16 protein-coding genes are annotated in these 17,703 nt (G+C 43.7%); 15 read left to right on the plus strand and 1 reads right to left on the minus strand.

Going from position 1 to position 17,703, the window contains the following annotated elements:
• From JG770_RS07425 to JG770_RS07445, 5 genes are all read left to right on the plus strand, one after another.
• Nucleotides 1–595, plus strand: a 595-nt coding sequence (locus JG770_RS07425) for an RNA-guided endonuclease TnpB family protein (RefSeq protein ID WP_291957194.1), incomplete at its 5' end; no start/stop codon positions are given.
• 119 nt (nucleotides 596–714) lie between these two features.
• Nucleotides 715–1,089, plus strand: coding sequence for a hypothetical protein (locus JG770_RS07430; protein ID WP_291957196.1), 375 nt, complete (start codon nucleotides 715–717; stop codon nucleotides 1,087–1,089).
• Between the two features lie 179 nt (nucleotides 1,090–1,268).
• Nucleotides 1,269–2,576 carry an MFS transporter gene (locus tag JG770_RS07435; protein ID WP_291957198.1) on the plus strand — a complete coding sequence of 436 codons (1,308 nt, stop codon included), beginning with the start codon at nucleotides 1,269–1,271 and terminating at the stop codon, nucleotides 2,574–2,576.
• The gene (locus tag JG770_RS07440) at nucleotides 2,576–3,325 is read left to right on the plus strand and encodes a PIG-L deacetylase family protein (RefSeq protein ID WP_291957200.1); all 750 of its coding nucleotides are present in this window, start codon (nucleotides 2,576–2,578) and stop codon (nucleotides 3,323–3,325) included. The genes JG770_RS07435 and JG770_RS07440 overlap by 1 nt, the downstream gene beginning before the upstream one ends.
• A 208-nt stretch (nucleotides 3,326–3,533) precedes the next feature.
• Nucleotides 3,534–4,556, plus strand: coding sequence for a LacI family DNA-binding transcriptional regulator (locus JG770_RS07445; protein ID WP_291957203.1), 1,023 nt, complete (start codon nucleotides 3,534–3,536; stop codon nucleotides 4,554–4,556).
• On the opposite strand, the gene JG770_RS07450 is transcribed toward JG770_RS07445, so the two are convergent.
• The gene (locus tag JG770_RS07450) at nucleotides 4,553–5,182 is read right to left on the minus strand and encodes a hypothetical protein (protein WP_291957205.1); all 630 of its coding nucleotides are present in this window, start codon (nucleotides 5,180–5,182) and stop codon (nucleotides 4,553–4,555) included. The two genes, JG770_RS07445 and JG770_RS07450, sit on opposite strands and share 4 nt — an antisense overlap.
• Nucleotides 5,183–5,530: 348 nt before the next feature.
• Between JG770_RS07450 and iolG the strand changes: the two genes are divergently transcribed.
• The 10 genes from iolG to JG770_RS07500 form a co-directional block, all read left to right on the plus strand.
• Complete coding sequence (iolG, locus tag JG770_RS07455) at nucleotides 5,531–6,556, plus strand: inositol 2-dehydrogenase (protein WP_291957207.1); 1,026 nt, start codon at nucleotides 5,531–5,533, stop codon at nucleotides 6,554–6,556.
• Nucleotides 6,553–8,484 (plus strand): 3D-(3,5/4)-trihydroxycyclohexane-1,2-dione acylhydrolase (decyclizing), encoded by a 1,932-nt coding sequence (gene iolD / locus JG770_RS07460; RefSeq protein WP_291957210.1) that lies wholly within the window; start codon nucleotides 6,553–6,555, stop codon nucleotides 8,482–8,484. Before iolG ends, iolD begins: the two co-directional genes overlap by 4 nt.
• 17 nt (nucleotides 8,485–8,501) lie before the next feature.
• The gene (gene iolE / locus JG770_RS07465) at nucleotides 8,502–9,395 is read left to right on the plus strand and encodes a myo-inosose-2 dehydratase (protein ID WP_291957212.1); all 894 of its coding nucleotides are present in this window, start codon (nucleotides 8,502–8,504) and stop codon (nucleotides 9,393–9,395) included.
• A 29-nt stretch (nucleotides 9,396–9,424) separates the two neighbouring features.
• Complete coding sequence (locus tag JG770_RS07470; protein WP_291957213.1) at nucleotides 9,425–10,501, plus strand: transaldolase family protein; 1,077 nt, start codon at nucleotides 9,425–9,427, stop codon at nucleotides 10,499–10,501.
• A gap of 15 nt (nucleotides 10,502–10,516) precedes the next feature.
• Entirely contained in the window at nucleotides 10,517–11,296 is a 780-nt protein-coding gene (locus tag JG770_RS07475) for a 5-deoxy-glucuronate isomerase (RefSeq protein WP_291957215.1), read from the plus strand.
• A 19-nt stretch (nucleotides 11,297–11,315) separates the two neighbouring features.
• Complete coding sequence (locus JG770_RS07480; protein WP_291957218.1) at nucleotides 11,316–12,839, plus strand: CoA-acylating methylmalonate-semialdehyde dehydrogenase; 1,524 nt, start codon at nucleotides 11,316–11,318, stop codon at nucleotides 12,837–12,839.
• A 162-nt stretch (nucleotides 12,840–13,001) separates the two neighbouring features.
• Nucleotides 13,002–14,618, plus strand: a complete 1,617-nt coding sequence (locus tag JG770_RS07485; protein ID WP_291957221.1) for a response regulator — start codon at nucleotides 13,002–13,004, stop codon at nucleotides 14,616–14,618.
• Between the two features lie 7 nt (nucleotides 14,619–14,625).
• Nucleotides 14,626–15,669 carry a histidine kinase gene (locus JG770_RS07490; protein ID WP_363320962.1) on the plus strand — a complete coding sequence of 348 codons (1,044 nt, stop codon included), beginning with the start codon at nucleotides 14,626–14,628 and terminating at the stop codon, nucleotides 15,667–15,669.
• On the plus strand, nucleotides 15,659–17,125 hold the full coding sequence (locus tag JG770_RS07495; protein ID WP_291957224.1) for an ATP-binding cassette domain-containing protein: 1,467 nt from the start codon (nucleotides 15,659–15,661) through the stop codon (nucleotides 17,123–17,125). The genes JG770_RS07490 and JG770_RS07495 overlap by 11 nt, the downstream gene beginning before the upstream one ends.
• Before the next feature lie 115 nt (nucleotides 17,126–17,240).
• On the plus strand, nucleotides 17,241–17,703 hold a 463-nt coding region (locus JG770_RS07500), incomplete at its 3' end, for an ATP-binding cassette domain-containing protein (RefSeq protein WP_291957226.1).

The following is a 17,703-nucleotide window of genomic DNA, read 5'->3' on the forward strand; positions in this document are numbered from 1 at the left end:
CGTCGGGCTGGACTTTGGCCTGAAGAAGTTTCTCACGGCATCAGATGGAGAGACTATCGAATCCCCCTTATTCTTCAAACAGGACAGAGAAGAAATACAAAAACTGCACAGAATACTTTCGCGTAAAAAGAAAGGATCCAATAATCGCAGAAAGGCATTAATGTCCCTCGCCAGAGCCTACAAGAAGATAGCAAACCGCCGCATGGACTATCACTTTAAGCTGGCCAAAGAACTGGCTGAAAAATATACCACAATCTGTATCGAAGATTTAAATATCAAGGCAATGCAGAGGATATGGGGAAGAAAGATATCTGATCTTGGGCATAGCCAATTTATAGAGGTTCTCAAGCATCAATGCGCCAAGGTTGGAACGATGGTAGTAGAAATCCCACGGTTTTATCCATCGAGCAAGACATGCTCGAATTGCGGATATGTGCTGGATGAACTCGCTCTTGATACAAGGGAATGGATTTGCCCGTCATGTGGTGCGGCGCATGATCGGGATATCAATGCGGCTATAAATATTCTGAGGGTTGGGGCATCAACCCTTGCGGGAGAAGGAGCAAGACCTGCTTTATCAGGCGTCCTTCGATGAACCAGAATCCCACGAATTTATTAGTGGGAGTATGTCAAACGATATTTAAGGGTAGTGTAGAAAGATTGCTTAATATGTGGGATCCGCTGTTCACAATAGTTTTATAGGCGGTATTATGTATGGACAATATATTTGATGCCCTTATAAGCGAATTGGAAGGTAAGAAGGGCGAATTAAAGCACAAAAGCGTGGCCGCAGGCTTTTATGGATTTATAGATAAAGCTGTCAGAGTGGTAAAAGAAAATAAAAATGAAAGCGCCTTTACCGGGGAGCCTAAGCTATTGACCGGAGGAAGTGATAACTACGGGGCCGGCTTTTGTATAGGGCAATTGCTGGACATGGATTTGCCATGTTCCACATTATTGGGCAATGCGGTGGCAGGGTTTTATGTAAGATATGGTCGCAGCCCATCTGTCGAGGGCGCATTGAGCTTTTTATGCCGGTGGCAATATGGCAATACCATTCCGGATATTAGCGGAGAATATAGCGATTAATAAGGGAGTTGAACCTGATACCTTTCGCTATATAAATAAAGTTCTCAATAAGTACTGAAAGAAAGAGATCGGGGGATGATAATTATAGGGTAAAACTTTATTTATGCTCGATATGAGCATAACCTATCATTTGAGAGGTGTTAACTTTTTTTAAGACAAGTTGAAAGGAGTTCGGCATTATGAGTGAAAAAGCAGAAACTGCAGGTCAACTGGCGTCACCGTGGAGATATGCCATTGGCATGCTTGGGGTCACCATTCCCGGTATGATGTATAGTTCATATGGTACGTTCTTTTACAATGACAAAATGGGGTTGTCGATGTCTCTTATCGCGCTTGGTACTACGCTTTTCGCTGTCTGGGATGCGGTCAACGATCCTATGTTCGGCTTTTTATCCGACCGCACCCGTACAAAATGGGGACGGCGCCGCCCATGGATTTTGGCTGGTGCACCTTTATTTGCGATTGCTATGATACTGTTTTTCAGTCCGCCGGCATCATTGGAGAGTGGCACGGAATTGGCCGTTTATTTCACTGTGTTTCTTATGCTGACTGAAACCATGAGTACCATAACGACGACCAACTATCATTCGCTGTTTCCCGAACTATTTCGCGATATTAAAAGCCGTACGAGCGCAAATGGCATCAGACAGGCCCTTCAATTGGTTGGGCTGATAATTGGCGTAGCCCTTACCCCCATGCTTGCAGATGCTATAGGCTATTCTGTACTCGCTGTCATTCTCGCCTTGCTGGGCATGGGACTTCTGGTATTTTCTATAACGGGCTGCAAGGAGGATCCGGATTTCAGCAAGTTAAGGGCTCCCGGCTTAAAAGAATCGTTTAGCGCGGTTGCCGCAAATAGTAACTTTTGGGCATTCAGCTTTGCGAATTTTTTCTATCAAGGCACATCGGGATTGCTTTTGGCCAGTATTCCGTTCTTTATAAAATATACGCTGCAGCTTCCTGATAACAATGCGACTTATATGACCGGCACGGTATTTATTATCGCTATTCCGGCCGTTGCGGTATGGAGCTTGACTGCTCGCAAGATAGGGCCGATAAAGACATGGAGGGCAGCTCTGATGTGGCTGGGTTTGTCGTTTATACCGTTCCTATTTGTTAATTCTCTGATACAGGCAGTGATTGCGGGAACGCTTATCGGCATAGGCATTGCCGGCGTGACTGCGACCCTTGACCTGGTCATAGCGCGTATTATCGATGAGGATGCCCAAAAGAGCGGCCTCCGCCGCGAAGGTATATATCAATCTACCATCAGCTTTGTTACAAGATTTTCGGGTTTGATTAAGAGCCTCGCGTTTTTACTGCTGGCCGTGTGGTTTGGATTCCAGGACAGTCAAAACCCCGGTTCCAATCCGGCGCTTGCTAATCGGATGATGTTTTCGGTATTTCCGTTCGTGCTGATGATGTTATCATATGCCTGTTCGTGGCTGCTCCGTTTCACGGATAATCCTTCAAAGGAGGAATCATAATGGATGAGAATAAAATTAAACAAATGCTTACACCGCCGGATCTGATGGCGAGTAAAAGGGTCCTTTGCGTACAGCCGCACCCGGATGATAATGAAGTAGGGGCAGGCGCTACTATCGCGAAACTTTCGGAGCAAGGTAGCGAGGTATACTATCTTACAATAACCAGCGGTGACCTCGGCGGCTCGAATATTGAACCCGAGGAAATAAAGGCTATTCGCGCTAAAGAAACCGAGGCTGCCGGCCGCTATTTAGGAACAAAAGAATTTTATTCGCTTGAGCTTCCGGACAACATGCCGCAAAGTATAGAGGAACTCGTACCGGGGATAATAGAGGTTATTCGCGATGTCAGAGCGGATGCTATTCTGTGCCCTGATCCATGGTTGCCGTACGAGGCGCATGCTGACCATCGCAAGACCGGTTATGCGGCAGCTCAGGCTTTTTTGATGAGCGGTAATGCCAATTATCCGCGCGGTAAACGGAATAGCCCATGGGAAGTACCGGTTATTGCGTTTTATTTTACCGCAAATCCTAACACCATTATCGATACTACTGCAACTATGGAGAAAAAGTTCGCGGCTATGGCGATGCACAAAAGCCAGTTTGACGAAAATATATTGGAATTGTACCGCTATTATTTCACCATGAAAGGAAGGCAATTGGCGCAGGGTAAAGGTTTTGAGATGGGAGAAGGATTTAAGGTCATGAGCAGGCTGTTCATGCATTGCTTTGTAGATGCCGTAAATATATAAGGTGATTGTATTTATATCAATCGACGAATACCATGTCCGCTGGACGCCGACCGGCCGGTGATTATGGAGGAATAAGGCAGAAGCAGATTAAGCTTGTTTATTAAGGATACTGGGCTATGAACCGGCATCCTTAATTTTGCAGCAAGTTTGTTAAAAGCTTATCATTGACATTTGCGAAAACGTTTGTTATACTTTAGGAAAAGTTATTATGAATAGGGATGGCTTCATGAGTGTTACTATAAAAGATATAGCAAAAGCTGCCAACGTATCATATGCGACGGTTTCCCGTGCTCTTTCCGATCATCCGGATATCAGCGAGGAGACTAAAAAGAAGATTAAAAAGCTGGCTAAGGATATGGGGTATACGCCCAATATTGTGGCCAGAAGTCTGATTACAAAGGCCACCAAGACCATAGGACTTATAATACCGGATATAACAAATCCGTTCTTTCCTGAAGTAGCTCAGGGGGTGGAGGGCTACGCGTATGATAACGGCTATACCGTTCTACTATGCACTACCAACTGGCAGATTGAGAGGGAGGAGAGGTATCTAAAAGCACTTAGGAGCAAGATGGTGGACGGTATTATAATTGCTCCTGCAATAGACGATATAAGCCATATAATTTGTCATTTTAATGGTGGAGATACGCCTGTAGTGTTTGTCACTTATAGTCCTGATAACCCTGATTGCAGTTTTGTAGCTACTGACGATTATAAATGCGGATTTATGGCGACGGAGTATTTGCTTAAACTGGGACATAGAAATATTGCCTATATAGGCGGCTTGGAGAACAGCAGCAGCGATAGGCGGCGCTTTGAAGGGCATAGGGAAGCACTGAAATCGTATGGTTTACCGTTGAGATATTCTCCTATGCATGGCCAATTCAAACAGATGAGCGGCTATGAACTTACGAAAGAACTGCTGATTTATAACGACATACCCACAGCGATACTGGCGGGCAATGATGTGCTGGCGCTTGGTGTGATACAGGCCGTAGAAGAATTCGGACTGAAAGTGCCTGACAACGTATCGGTTATGGGTATAGACGATATAAGTTTTGCCTCTTTTGATAAAATCAGCCTTACCACAGTAGCTCAGCCAAAGGGAGAGATAGGCCGACTGGCAGCGGAAATCATAATACAAAAAATAAATAATCCGCAAGATAAAGCTCCGGTAAAAAAGGTATTGGAGCCGAGGCTTATTATAAGGAGGACATGCAGAAGTATTTAAGGGATATTTTTTAAGCGCTCTTTAATATCATCCAGCGAAAGGCGCTTTGTATATATGCCCATTTGGCCGAAAACACAACAGTCGAAAACTATCAGATCGAATATATCTAGCTTTTCATCATCTAATATATAGCCATGATGCATATCGTCGAGCAGCTTGCTGCTCTGGACGGTTGGCTGTGTTATATAATACCGCACGCCTTCTGCTGGCAGAATATTTATAAAGCCTTCACTTGTCCATATGCTTTGCGGTATATAAGCTAACACTCTGTGGTGAAAGGAATAGCCGGTATCGCCGATCCTAAAAAGTTGAGAAAAGAAAGAAACCCTTTCAGCATTTTTATCATACCTGAAATCTATGCCGGCACTGCGCACAGCGCGAACAAAATCCAACGCTATATCGGCCCGATGCTGCCTTGGGGCATTTAACAGAGAACTGTCAATCTCGAGGATAACGTCATTGCTTTCCCCTTTCAGTGCTGAAAGTATCTTAAAGCTGATGAGCCGGCGGTTTTCTATATCCACGTCTGCCGCTTGTCCGTATGATAGAGCAAAACGAGGTGCTTCCAAGCTTGTTCCTTGTTTATTTTCTTTTATAGAGATTTTTGATTGTTCTGTCAAATCCATTTTCAATTACCTCCTGATGAGATGATTTATTTTAGCATATATATCTTTATTTACGCAAGCACATTTACGCAAACGATTACGCAAATTAATGAGACAAGATGCGCTTTTTAGTTCTAAGGTCGAAACAAGCTTGGAAGATTGTTAAAAAATAATCAATAAAGCAGCATAAATAAGCCAAAGGAAATTTAAAAAATTTTATGGGATCTATTGATACTAGCGCAAACGTTTGATATTATATAGCTGTAAGGTATTGAGGTTTAAATAGAACAAAACAAAAGATAAATTTCGGATCATATTGCAGTATGCAGCCTTATACTCGAAGAAGTGAAATGGAAGGAGAAATAAATTATGGAGAAAAGGCTTAAAGTAGGAATTATAGGCGCGGGAAGGATAGGCAAACTTCATGCCGAAAATTTAATGTATCGTGTTCCGCAGGCAGAACTGGTAGCTATAGCCGATATTTTTGCTGATCAGATCAAAGAATGGGCTGAAGAGCTCGGCATAAAAACCATTACAAAGGACTACAAAGATATTTTAAACAATCCTGAAATCGAAGCAGTCCTTATATGCTCGCCCACCAATACACATGCTGATTTTATAATCGAAGCGGCCAAAGCGGGTAAGCATATATTCTGTGAAAAACCTATAGACTTATCGGTTGACAGGGTTAAAGCGGCACTGGACGCGGTGAAGGCTGCGGGCGTGAAGCTGCAGATAGGCTTTAACAGAAGATTCGATCATAATCATAAAGCTGTAAAGGATGCTGTGGCCGAAGGCAAAGTAGGGCAACCGCACATAATCCAGATAACCTCCAGGGATCCAGCGCCACCACCAATAGAATATGTGAAATCGTCCGGAGGCTTATTCGTGGATATGACCATACATGATTTTGATATGGCAAGGTATTTGGCTGGCAGCGAAGTAGATGAAGTATACGCGGCCGGAGCGGTGCTTGTTGATCCTGCCATAGGTGAAGCCGGAGATATAGATACGGCTATAATCACGCTTAAGTTTGAAAATGGAGCCATAGGTGTCATAAACAATAGCAGAAAGGCCACATATGGCTATGACCAACGCGTCGAGGTTTTTGGCTCCAATGGCAGCGCTGAAGATCGGAATGATACGCCGTCCACAAGAATTCTAAGCAATGCTGATGGAATAATAGGCGAAAAGCCAAAGTATTTCTTCCTTGAAAGATACAATGATTCGTTTATTGAGGAAATTAAGGAATTTGTAGCTGCTGTTATAAACGATACCGAAACACCGGTGACTGGTGAAGATGGCTTAAAACCGGTGCTTATAGCTTTAGCAGCCAAGAAATCACTGAAAGAAAACAGGCCGGTTAAGCTTAAAGAGATGGAGGGACTGCTATGAAAACCATAAGAATGACTACGGCACAGGCGCTGGTCAGATTTCTGGATAATCAGTATATTGAATTTGACGGTGTCGAGCAGAAGTTTGTAAGAGGTGTATTCACGCTATTCGGCCACGGCAATGTGCTGGGCATAGGCCAGGCCTTGGAGGATGACCCGGGGGAGCTGATGGTACACCAGGGCAAAAACGAACAGGGCATGGCCCACGCAGCCATAGGCTATGCCAAGCAGATGCATAGGAGGCAGATATACGCCTGCACCTCATCCATAGGCCCAGGCGCCGCCAATATGGTGACGGCAGCCGGTACGGCTACCGCTAACCGCATACCTGTCTTGTTTTTGCCGGGCGATACATATGCGACGAGGCAGCCTGATCCGGTATTGCAACAGATAGAACAATATTACAACGCAGGCATAACCACAAACGATGCTTTCAGAGCCGTAAGCAGGTATTGGGACAGGATATCGCGTCCCGAGCAGCTTATGTCGGCATGTATAAACGCGATGAGGGTGCTGACCAATCCGGCCGATACCGGTGCTGTAACGCTGGCTATGCCTCAAGATGTCGAGGCCGAGGCCTACGATTTTCCAGTTGAATTTCTGGCGAAGCGTGTGCACCGCATAGAACGCGTGCCGGCTACTAAAGAGATGATAAGCGATGCCGTAAAGCTCATAATGAACAAGAAAAAGCCCATATTGATATGCGGCGGTGGCGTCAAGTATTCCGAGGCGCAGGAGGCTTTTAGAACATTTGCCGAGATGTTCAACATACCGTTTGGAGAAACTCAGGCCGGCAAAGGTGCCATAACGTGGGATCACGGGCTCAATCTGGGCGGCATAGGCGCGACAGGCAACCTCGCGGCCAATACTATAGCAAAAGAGGCTGATCTGGTAATAGGTGTGGGGACGCGCTATACCGATTTTACCACATCATCCAAATGGCTTTTTCAGAATCCGAATGTTGCTTTCCTCAATATAAATATAGCTTCGTTCGATGCCTATAAACTGGACGGGGTAAGGGTGGTGGCCGATGCTAAGGTGGCACTTGAAGCTATTGCTGAAGAGTTGAAGAGTCTTGGTTATCGGTCGGCATATACGGTAGAGATAAAAGAGGCCAGGGACAAATGGTTGCAAGAGCTGAACAGGCTTGCAAACGTCAAATATGGCGAAGGCTTCTATCCGGAAATAGCAGGCCAAAAAGACGAAGTGATAGAGGAATTCGGCCGAAAATTTGACTCGTATATGCCTCAGACTAGGGTGCTGGGCATATTGAACGAGATAATAGATGACGATGCGATAGTAGTTGGTTCATCAGGCAGTTTGCCGGGCGATATGCAGAGGATGTGGCGTGCTAAAGCCCCCGATACCTACCATATGGAATATGGCTATTCATGTATGGGCTATGAGATAAATGCTGCGCTGGGCGTGAAGATGGCCAGACCGAATGTGGAGGTATATGCTATGGTAGGAGATGGTTCGTATCTGATGCTCCATTCAGAGCTTATAACCTCCATACAGGAACGCAAAAAGATAAACGTGGTCCTGTTCGATAATGCCTCATTTGGATGCATAAACAACTTGCAGATGGGGCATGGCATGGGCAGTTTCGGCACCGAATTCCGCATGAGAAATGAAAAGACAGGCAAACTGGACGGCGAGCTCATGTGTATAGACTTTGCCAAATGTGCCGAGGGTTACGGCTGCAAGACCTATCGTGTTAAAAACGAAGAAGAGCTTAGGAACGCTATAGAGGATGCTAAAAAGCAAACCGTATCCACGCTCATAGATATAAAAGTATTGCCTAAGACCATGACACATGATTATGAATCGTGGTGGAGAGTGGGCAATGCCGAGGTAGCGAACAAGCAGGAGATAGTGAAGGCTACTGAAGAATTGAAAGAAGAGCTAAAAAAGGCAAGAAAGTATTAATGACAGGAATGAACGAGATGGATAAAAATAAGGTGAAACTGGGCATAGCGCCTATAGCGTGGACAAATGACGATATGCCCGAACTCGGCGCTGAGAATACCTTTGAACAATGCATAAGCGAGATGGCGCTGGCCGGATTTGAAGGCACAGAAATAGGCAACAAGTATCCAAAAGATACCCAGACGCTTAAAAAAGCGTTGTCCCTTAGAGGGCTCAAAGTGTGCAATGCTTGGTTCAGCGCATATCTTACCACCAAACCGCTGCAGCAAACGGTGGATGCGTTTGTAGAACACAGGGATTTTCTATATGAATTAGGCGCGAAGGTAATAGGGGCGGCAGAACAAGGGCACAGTATACAAGGATTAAAGGATATACCCGTATTTGCCGGCAAACCTATATTCACCCAAGAAGAGTGGAAGCGCCTGGCCGACGGATTGAACTATTTGGGTAAATTGGCTCAGGATAAGGGGATGATACTGACGTATCACCACCATATGGGCACCGGCGTACAGACATTTGAAGAAATCGATCGGCTTATGTCTATGACAGATCCGGATCTCATATATCTGCTTTATGATACCGGGCACCTTGTATTCTCAGGTGAAGACCCGCTTGCGGTAGTGAAAAAATACGCTGTCCGAATAAAGCATGTGCACCTCAAAGACGTTCGAAAAGAAGTCTTAGAGAAGGTCAAGCGCGAAAATATGAGCTTTCTCGATGCTGTGCGGGCCGGGGTATTCACAGTGCCAGGTGACGGCATGATAGATTTCGCTCCTATATTCAAAGTTCTCGAAGATGTAGGATATGAAGGGTGGATGGTGGTGGAAGCGGAACAAGACCCTGCCAAAGCCAATCCGCTGGAATATGCCTTAAAGGCAAGGGAATATATAAGGGCCAAAGCCGGCCTGTAAAAATAATAATTTTGTTGAGGTGATTTTAAATGGCTATGGATGATTATAAAAGCCCATTACACAAGATGGCATCTACGATGCCTACGGATTTTTGGAATGATTCGTGCTCGGTGGAGGAGCTGACCTATGCTATAGAAAACGGTGCGGTAGGCGCAACTACTAATCCGGTGATAGTATTCAACGTGCTGAAAAAAGAGATGCATCTATGGCAGGACAGGATAAATCAGATAATAGAAGAGCTACCTAAAGGCACTGAAGAAGATGTGGCATGGAAGCTTATAGAAGAGATGGCTGTGAAAGGAGCGGAGTTGCTAAAGCCGGTATTCGACAAAGAAAATGGATTAAAAGGAAGAATATCCATACAGACCAATCCCAAATATTACAGAAATGCTGAGATGATGGCTGAACAGGCTATACATTTCAACACATTGGCGCCTAATATGCAGGTGAAAATACCAGTTACTGAGGCCGGCATAGCGGCCATAGAAGAAGCCACATATAACGGTGTTAACATAAACGCGACGGTGTGCTTTACCGTTCCCCAGTCGCTGGCTGTAGCCGAGGCCGTAGAAAGAGGGCTTAGCCGCAGGGAAAAAGAAGGCAAAGATGTAGCATCTATGCGGCCGGTTTGTACTATAATGGTAGGCCGTTTGGATGATTGGCTAAAAGACGTGGCTAATAAAGATGGAATACTTGCGACACCGGGTTACCTTGACTGGGCCGGCATAGCCGCCATAAAGAAAGCCTATAAGATATACAAAGAACGCGGATATCGGACACGCCTTCTGGCGGCGGCTTACAGAAATTATATGCAGTGGAGCGAGCTCATGGGCGGCGATATAGTGCTTACAATACCCTATAAGTGGCAGAGGATGTTCAATGCTTCCGACATTGAAGTAGCTTCCAGGATGAACAACGAGGTGGACAGAAAAATAATCGATGAGCTGTACGCTAAATTCCAGGATTTCCACAGAGCATACGATGCAGATGGCATGAAGCCGGAGGATTTCGATGGATTTGGCGCCACAAAGAAAACCCTTAAATCCTTCATAGAAGGATACGAACAGCTCTTAGGTGTTATAAGGGGATTTATGATAACCATTTAAAAGGAGACGATACATTTGTTGATAAGAAGGGATAAACCTTTTGATTACAGCTATAACAGTATAGTGCATGAAGATCAGACGGGAATGGACTTTGGCATACTGAAACTGAAAAAGGATCAGGAGTTTGCTGAGGCATCGGCAAAAGAACGCGCGATTTTGCTCATACAGGGCGATGTGGTTTTCGAATGGGAGAACAAAAAGGCCATTGCCCATAGAAAAAGCTTTTTGGACCAAAATCCATGGTGTTTGCATGTACCGTCTGGGACTGCTATAAACATAAAATGCATAAGCGGTGAAGCGGAGTTGTCGGTATCGCAGACCGATAACAGCGTGGCCTTCGATGCCCATCTCTACTCGGATGAAGAGTGCCAGAGCGAGCAAAGGGGCAAAGGTACGATGAATGAGATGGCCACGCGCATAGTGAGGACCATATTCGACTATTCCAACGCACCATATTCCAATCTGGTACTGGGCGAGGTCATAAACTATCCGGGTAAATGGTCCAGTTATCCGCCGCATCATCACCCGCAGCCGGAGATATATTTTTACAAATTCAGCCCCGAAAATGGCTTTGGTTTTTGCAACCTCGGTGAAAATGTTTTAAAAGTGAAAAATAACGATACCGTAGAAATACTGAATGATGCCAGCCATCCCCAAGTATCAGCGCCTGGCTACGCTATGTATTATATATGGGTTATACGCCACTTGGAGGGCAATCCATATATAACGCCCACATTTGAACCGGAACACCTGTGGGTTATGCGGCAAGACGCTGTTATATGGCCGACAGAATAATGTTAATGGAGGAGAAAAAATGAGCGATATAAAAAAATTAAAGCTTTTTATAGGCGGCAAATGGATAGAATCCCAAACGAGCAAGTATATGGATGTGCATAATCCGAGCACAGGCGAGGTGATAGCGCAGACCCCATGTTGCACCGTCGAGGAGGTCAATATGGCGGTGGAAGCGGCTAAAAAGGCTTTTGAAACATGGTCGCAGATGCCGGTCATGAAGCGTGCGCAGATAATATTCAGATTTAGGGATATACTGGAAAGCCATATAGAGGAACTCACCGATATCATAGCGCATGAAAACGGCAAAGCGTGGGAAGAAGCCAGAGGCGAAGTACTTAAGATAAAAGAGCCGGTCGAATTTGCCTGCGGTATACCCACGCTTATGCTGGGTGAATCGCTGATGGACACATCGAAGGGATATGATACAACGCTGTATAGAGAACCGGTAGGCGTGTTCGCCGGCATAGTGCCGTGGAACTTCCCGGGTATGATTCCCATGGGTTGGATGGTGCCCTTGTGCCTGGCTACAGGCAATACGATGATCGTAAAAGCTGCTTCAATGGTGCCTATGACCGCCATGAAGTGTGCGGAATTATGGCAGGAAGCAGGCCTGCCCGACGGTGTGCTGAACATTATAACATGCAGCAGAAACGAATCGGAGATACTGCTGAAACATCCCGATGTAAAGGGCATATCCTTTGTAGGCTCTACATCGGTAGGCCAGCATATCTACCAAACGGCGGCAGCTTACGGCAAAAGGGTGCAGGTGCTAGGAGAGGCTAAAAACCACGGTATGGTGCTCGAAGATGCCCCGCTTGAAAGGACGGCAGCCGGCATTATGAACTCATCATTCGGGTGCGCGGGCGAAAGATGCATGGCTTTACCGGTTATAGTGGCTCAAGAGAGCATAGCCGATAAACTCGTCGGCTTATTAAAAGAGAAAGCCGGCGCCTTAAAAATAGGCCCTGCTTATGACAAGACGACCGAAATGGGTCCCGTGGTATCAGCCGAGCATCGAAATTCCATTATAAAATGGATAGAAAAGGGCATTGAAGAAGGGGCTGAATTGGTATTGGACGGCAGGAATATAGTTGTGCCGGGTTATGAAGGCGGCTATTATCTGGGACCGACCATATTCGACCATGTGACGCCCGAGATGAGCATAGGCCAGCAGGAGATTTTCGGGCCGGTGCTATGCATAAAAAGGGTTAAGGACTTCGAAGAGGGCATAGAGGTCATGAACAGCAATCCATTTGCCAACGGTTCGGTTATATTCACGCAAAACGGGTATTATGCGCGTGAATTTGCCAGGAGAACGCATGGCGGTATGGTAGGGATCAATGTAGGCATACCGGTGCCAGTCGGCATTTTCCCGTTCAATGGTCATAAGATGTCGTTTATAGGCGATCTGCATGTGCTCGGCAAGGATGGAGTGAGGTTTTATACCGAGACCAAGACGGTGACCACGCGGTGGTTTGATGAAAAGGAGCTGAAAAAAACCAAAGTCGATACATGGGATGGATCTGTAGGTGGCGGGGTATAGCCTGCGGAATTAAAAACAGTGGATATAAAAACAAAAAAATATGTGATATAATAATGTCGTTGATCCAATATGGACAAGAAATGTCGTTGATCAACGACATTATTATTTAAGGAACCATACATCAAGCCTTGAACAAATGGCTCCAAGGAAGGAGGAGTAAACATGATTAAGGTTATTATCGCAGATGATGAAGAAAATGTATGCCAGTTAATCCAAAACCTAATTGATTGGGATTCGTTGGGCATGGAGATAATAGGCATTGCACATAATGGCATAGAGACACTGGATATGATCCGAACGCTTTCCCCGGACCTGGTGATCACTGATATACGTATGCCGGGGTATGATGGCCTGGAGATGATACGCCGCGCAAAAGATATAAAAGAAGAATTGAACTTTATTATAATAAGCGGTTACGGGCATTTTGAATATGCACAGAATGCCATTAAATATGGCGTCGGCGATTATTTGCTCAAGCCTATAAAACAAGATGATCTATTGTCTGCATTGGGGAAAATAAAAGCCAGATATGATCGCAATCTTAAACAACTTAGCGAAGAAGATCGTATGATAAAACAAATAGAAAATGATACTAATAAACTGCGAGAGGATCTTTTCAGCGAATGTTTACTGCAAAAAGGTGCTGTAACAAAAGATTTGACGATCGATTCAACCAATAACGATTACCATTATTCGTTTCAATCGGGCATATTCCAGATAATAGGGGTAAAAATTGATTGCGGCTATGAGGATCAATATAACAGTGCTATTCCGATTTTAGAAGAAAAAATAATCAGGATCATTGATAATCTTTTGAAGATCCAATGCTTTGAAATTGGCACTTACATGGATGATAGTGCGGTTTATTGCATATTAAACTATGATATTGAAAGGAAAAAATCCATACGTGCTCAGATAAAAGGGATACTGGATGAACTTATACAACAGAAAGCGGCATTTGGACAATTTGAATTCACGATAGCTATAGGAGAGGCGTATGATGATATAAGCCGGTTGAAGGATAGTTTCGACTCTGCGGTATATGCCATTGGCCAGCGTTTGCTGCTGGGAACGGGTCGGGTAATCGAAGGTGCGGTTATGAATCAGTCGTTTCAGATACAGACGCGTTTAATGGCGGAATTGAATAAATCGATGGGACCGGCTATAGAAGTACTGAATTCCGATGCTGTATTGAGCAGCTTAAAGAATTTTTATAACAGTATAGCTGCGGAAAAACGATTGAGCGGACTGGATATTATATCTCTTGCAGAACAAGCTTGTGAGATGTATCTGACGCATCTGCGCAACAATCAGATTGCTATTCATCACGGCGATGAATTTTTGGAAAAATTTCATATTCATGCATGGCGTTGCAAGACGGTGGATGAAATATTTGCCTATCTATGTATGATGATAGGTGAATCTATTAAATTGATCGCACAACAGAAAGAACAGGAGGAAACCCGGCCTATAAGACTGGCTAAGCAGTATATACAAGAGAACTATATGAAAACGATATCGCTGGAAGATGTAAGCAATATAGTCGGTTTCAACCCGACTTATTTCAGCACGTTATTTAAAAAAGTAAGTGGTACCAATTTTGTGGATTACCTTACGGAAACGCGAGTAAATAAGGCCAAAGAGCTTCTTCGAGAAACCAATTTAAATATCGCCGAAATATGCGAGCAGGTGGGATATAGCGATTTGAAGCATTTTACAAAAAGTTTTCGTAAGAATACAGGGCTTAAACCGAGCGAATATCGAAAGTTATATTCTTAAGTGGGTGATGTTGATGAAGTTTAAACATATAAAGTATTTATCGACCAGAATTTTTTGGTTGGCTGGTGTGTTATTTGCTTTTATATTATTGTTGCTAATTTTTGCAAGTATACTTGCTGTGCAGGGGTATATCGACATTGTTTATGTTTTTATAGGTTATACATTAATGGGCCTGCTTCTCTTTGCATATTATAAATGGATTTATGAGCCATATAGAGAGAATGCAAAAATTTTACGCCTATTTGCAGCCGGTTATACCATCGATGCCCTATTTGACCGGCATATAACATTAAGTCCGGAGATGGATGAAGTTATACAAAAAGTCCAGGAGATTATGGAAACCTATGAGATCCTCAATGCCACTAAAAAGCAAGCCCATTATCTTGCGCTGCAAAATCAGATCAATCCTCACTTTCTATATAATACATTGGAAGGAATACGTGGAGAAACCTTAAGTGCAGGACTGGATAACGTCGCAAAAATGACGGAGGCACTAGCTACTTTTTTCCGTTATACTATCTCTAATGTTGAAAACCTAGTCACATTAGAGGACGAATTGAAAAACGTCAATAACTATTACATCATCCAGCAGTATCGCTTTGGAGAACGGCTCAGCCTAAGCGTGGAATATGATGCACAAGATGAGATAGAGATTATGTCATGCAGGGTTCCTAAACTGATACTTCAACCTATTGTAGAAAATGCGATTTATCATGGTATTGAGCAAAAAATCGGAGAAGGCAAAGTGCGCATTAAAATAGAGTGCACGACTAAACGCCTGATTATCACCGTATCTGATAACGGCGTCGGCATGACCGAAGAAAAACTTCAGGAAATCAATGATAAATTAAGGGGTATGCCATTGGATTATATAAAGCCGGAGAACGAAAAACATGGCGGCATAGCTATAACGAATGTGAATAGCCGCATTAAATTGCTGTTTGGAGAAGAATATGGCATATGTATATACAGTACATTGAATGTCGGAACGGATGTAGAGCTTACCCTTCCGAAAATCACTGAGAGGGATCAGGCCTTCTATGAAAAATGAAATATTGAGGATGGAACATATTACCGTTGCACAAAACGAGATGGTATTGCTCAATGATTTCAATCTTCATATCTTTCAATCCGAGATAATAGGGCTTGTGTGTATAAATACAAACGGTCAAGACGCCATACTTCGATTGCTTAGCCAGAATATACCTATCCAATACGGGCGGGTTTACTTTAATGAAAAACTTGTGAACAGTTATCAACATGGCCCAATGACTATGAATAAAGTCGCCATAATTGAACAAAAAAGCAGGTTGATCGAAAACCTTACCGTTGTTGATAATGTATATGTGATGCGCTTTGGGTTTAAAAAATATCTGATTAATCCCAGAGTATTGGAGGAGCAACTGCGGCGTTTTACGCAAGATGCTGACATTGATCTAGATGGGAACAGATTGGTCTCAAGCCTTACTGCGTATGAAAAATGTGTCACCGAACTTTTGCGTGCCATAGTGATGGGAGCCAAGTTGATCGCTATCCGCGAAATAAGCAACGTATTGAGTACCACAGATTTATTAAAATTCCATAGCCTATTAAGGTATTATCGCGATCAAGGGTTTTCTTTTGTCTATATTTGCAGCCACCATGAAGAAGCATTTAAAGTATGTGATCGCGTCGCAATTATGAGAGATGGCAAAATATTGAGAGTTCTGGACAAAGATCAATTTAATAATGATAATGTAGCTCCCTATTACATCGGGGAATTTGCTAAAGTGAAACGAGAAGGACTGAGCGTGACTAGCGATAAGGGAATTTTGACATTTAAAGATGTGTGTACCGAACATATGCGGTCACTTACTTTTACTATTGTAAAAGGAGAGAGCACAGTTTTACTGGATATGGATAATGCAGTTGTACAGGATATTGTTGGGCTGATGAACGGTCAGCTACATCAGCATAGCGGTGAGATATACTTGAAGAATAAGCCGTACACTCAAAAGTTGGCAAAACATGCACTTAAATACGGCGTAGCATTTATTCAGGAAAATCCTATATTGACAATGCTTTTTCCGGATATGAGTTATCTGACCAACCTATGCTTTCTGGTAGATAAAAAGCGCAATCCTGTTCAACTGAGCAAACGGGTTATCAACAGCATTGTGCAAGAATATGAACCTATAATAGGAAATGACATTTATGAAACAGATATTATGAAACTGAAATTGCAGTCGCTTTATGATCTGGTTTATTATAGAATTCACCTTTGCAAGCCTGATATTGTGTTCTGTATACAGCCCTTTGCAAATGCTGATATGTATTTGCGTCGACACATAGTAGAACTGATAAATCAACTTAAAAAACAAGGAGCTACTATTGTGATACTGGCAACTAACATAGCGGATTCTCTGGCTGTAGCAGATAAACTTATTGTTGTGTCGAAAGGCACATTTCAGGCAGAATATCCCAGAGATGAGTTTTATCTTTTCAATTCTGAGAGCATAATTCTATAGTCGCTTAAAAACATGTGAAAAAATCCCCTATAAATCGAAAGCTGCTCCCCTTATCGCATCTGTAGTTCCATGTTATACTGGGTTATGTAACATGGAATTAAGGCAGGTGAGAGAGATGGATGAATATATCGTTGAAATGAGCAATATAAGCAAGGGCTTTCCGGGTGTACAGGCGCTTAAGGATGTATCGTTTCAATTAAGGTCCGGAGAGATATTAGCATTGTTAGGCGAAAATGGTGCGGGTAAAAGTACGCTCATGAAGGTGCTAAGCGGTGTGTATACCAAAGATGAAGGTGAGATCAAGGTATTCGGTCAGATCGTGGAAGATATGACACCTAAGAAAGCGCAAGAGCTCGGTATAGCCATAATCCATCAGGAACTGAACTTGTGCCCTCATCTATCCGTGGCGGAAAATATTTTTTTGGGTCGTGAAAAGACACATTCGTGGATACTAAAGGATAGTGAAATGAACGATGAGGCAAGAAATATTCTTAAGCGACTAAATGTAAATATAGATCCGGAAGCGATTGTTGGGGGATTATCGGTTTCTCAACAGCAATTAGTAGAAATCGCTAAAG

Origin of the sequence: Mahella sp. (genome assembly GCF_020054945.1) — a bacterium.
Classification (GTDB): Bacteria; Bacillota; Clostridia; order Mahellales; family Mahellaceae; genus Mahella.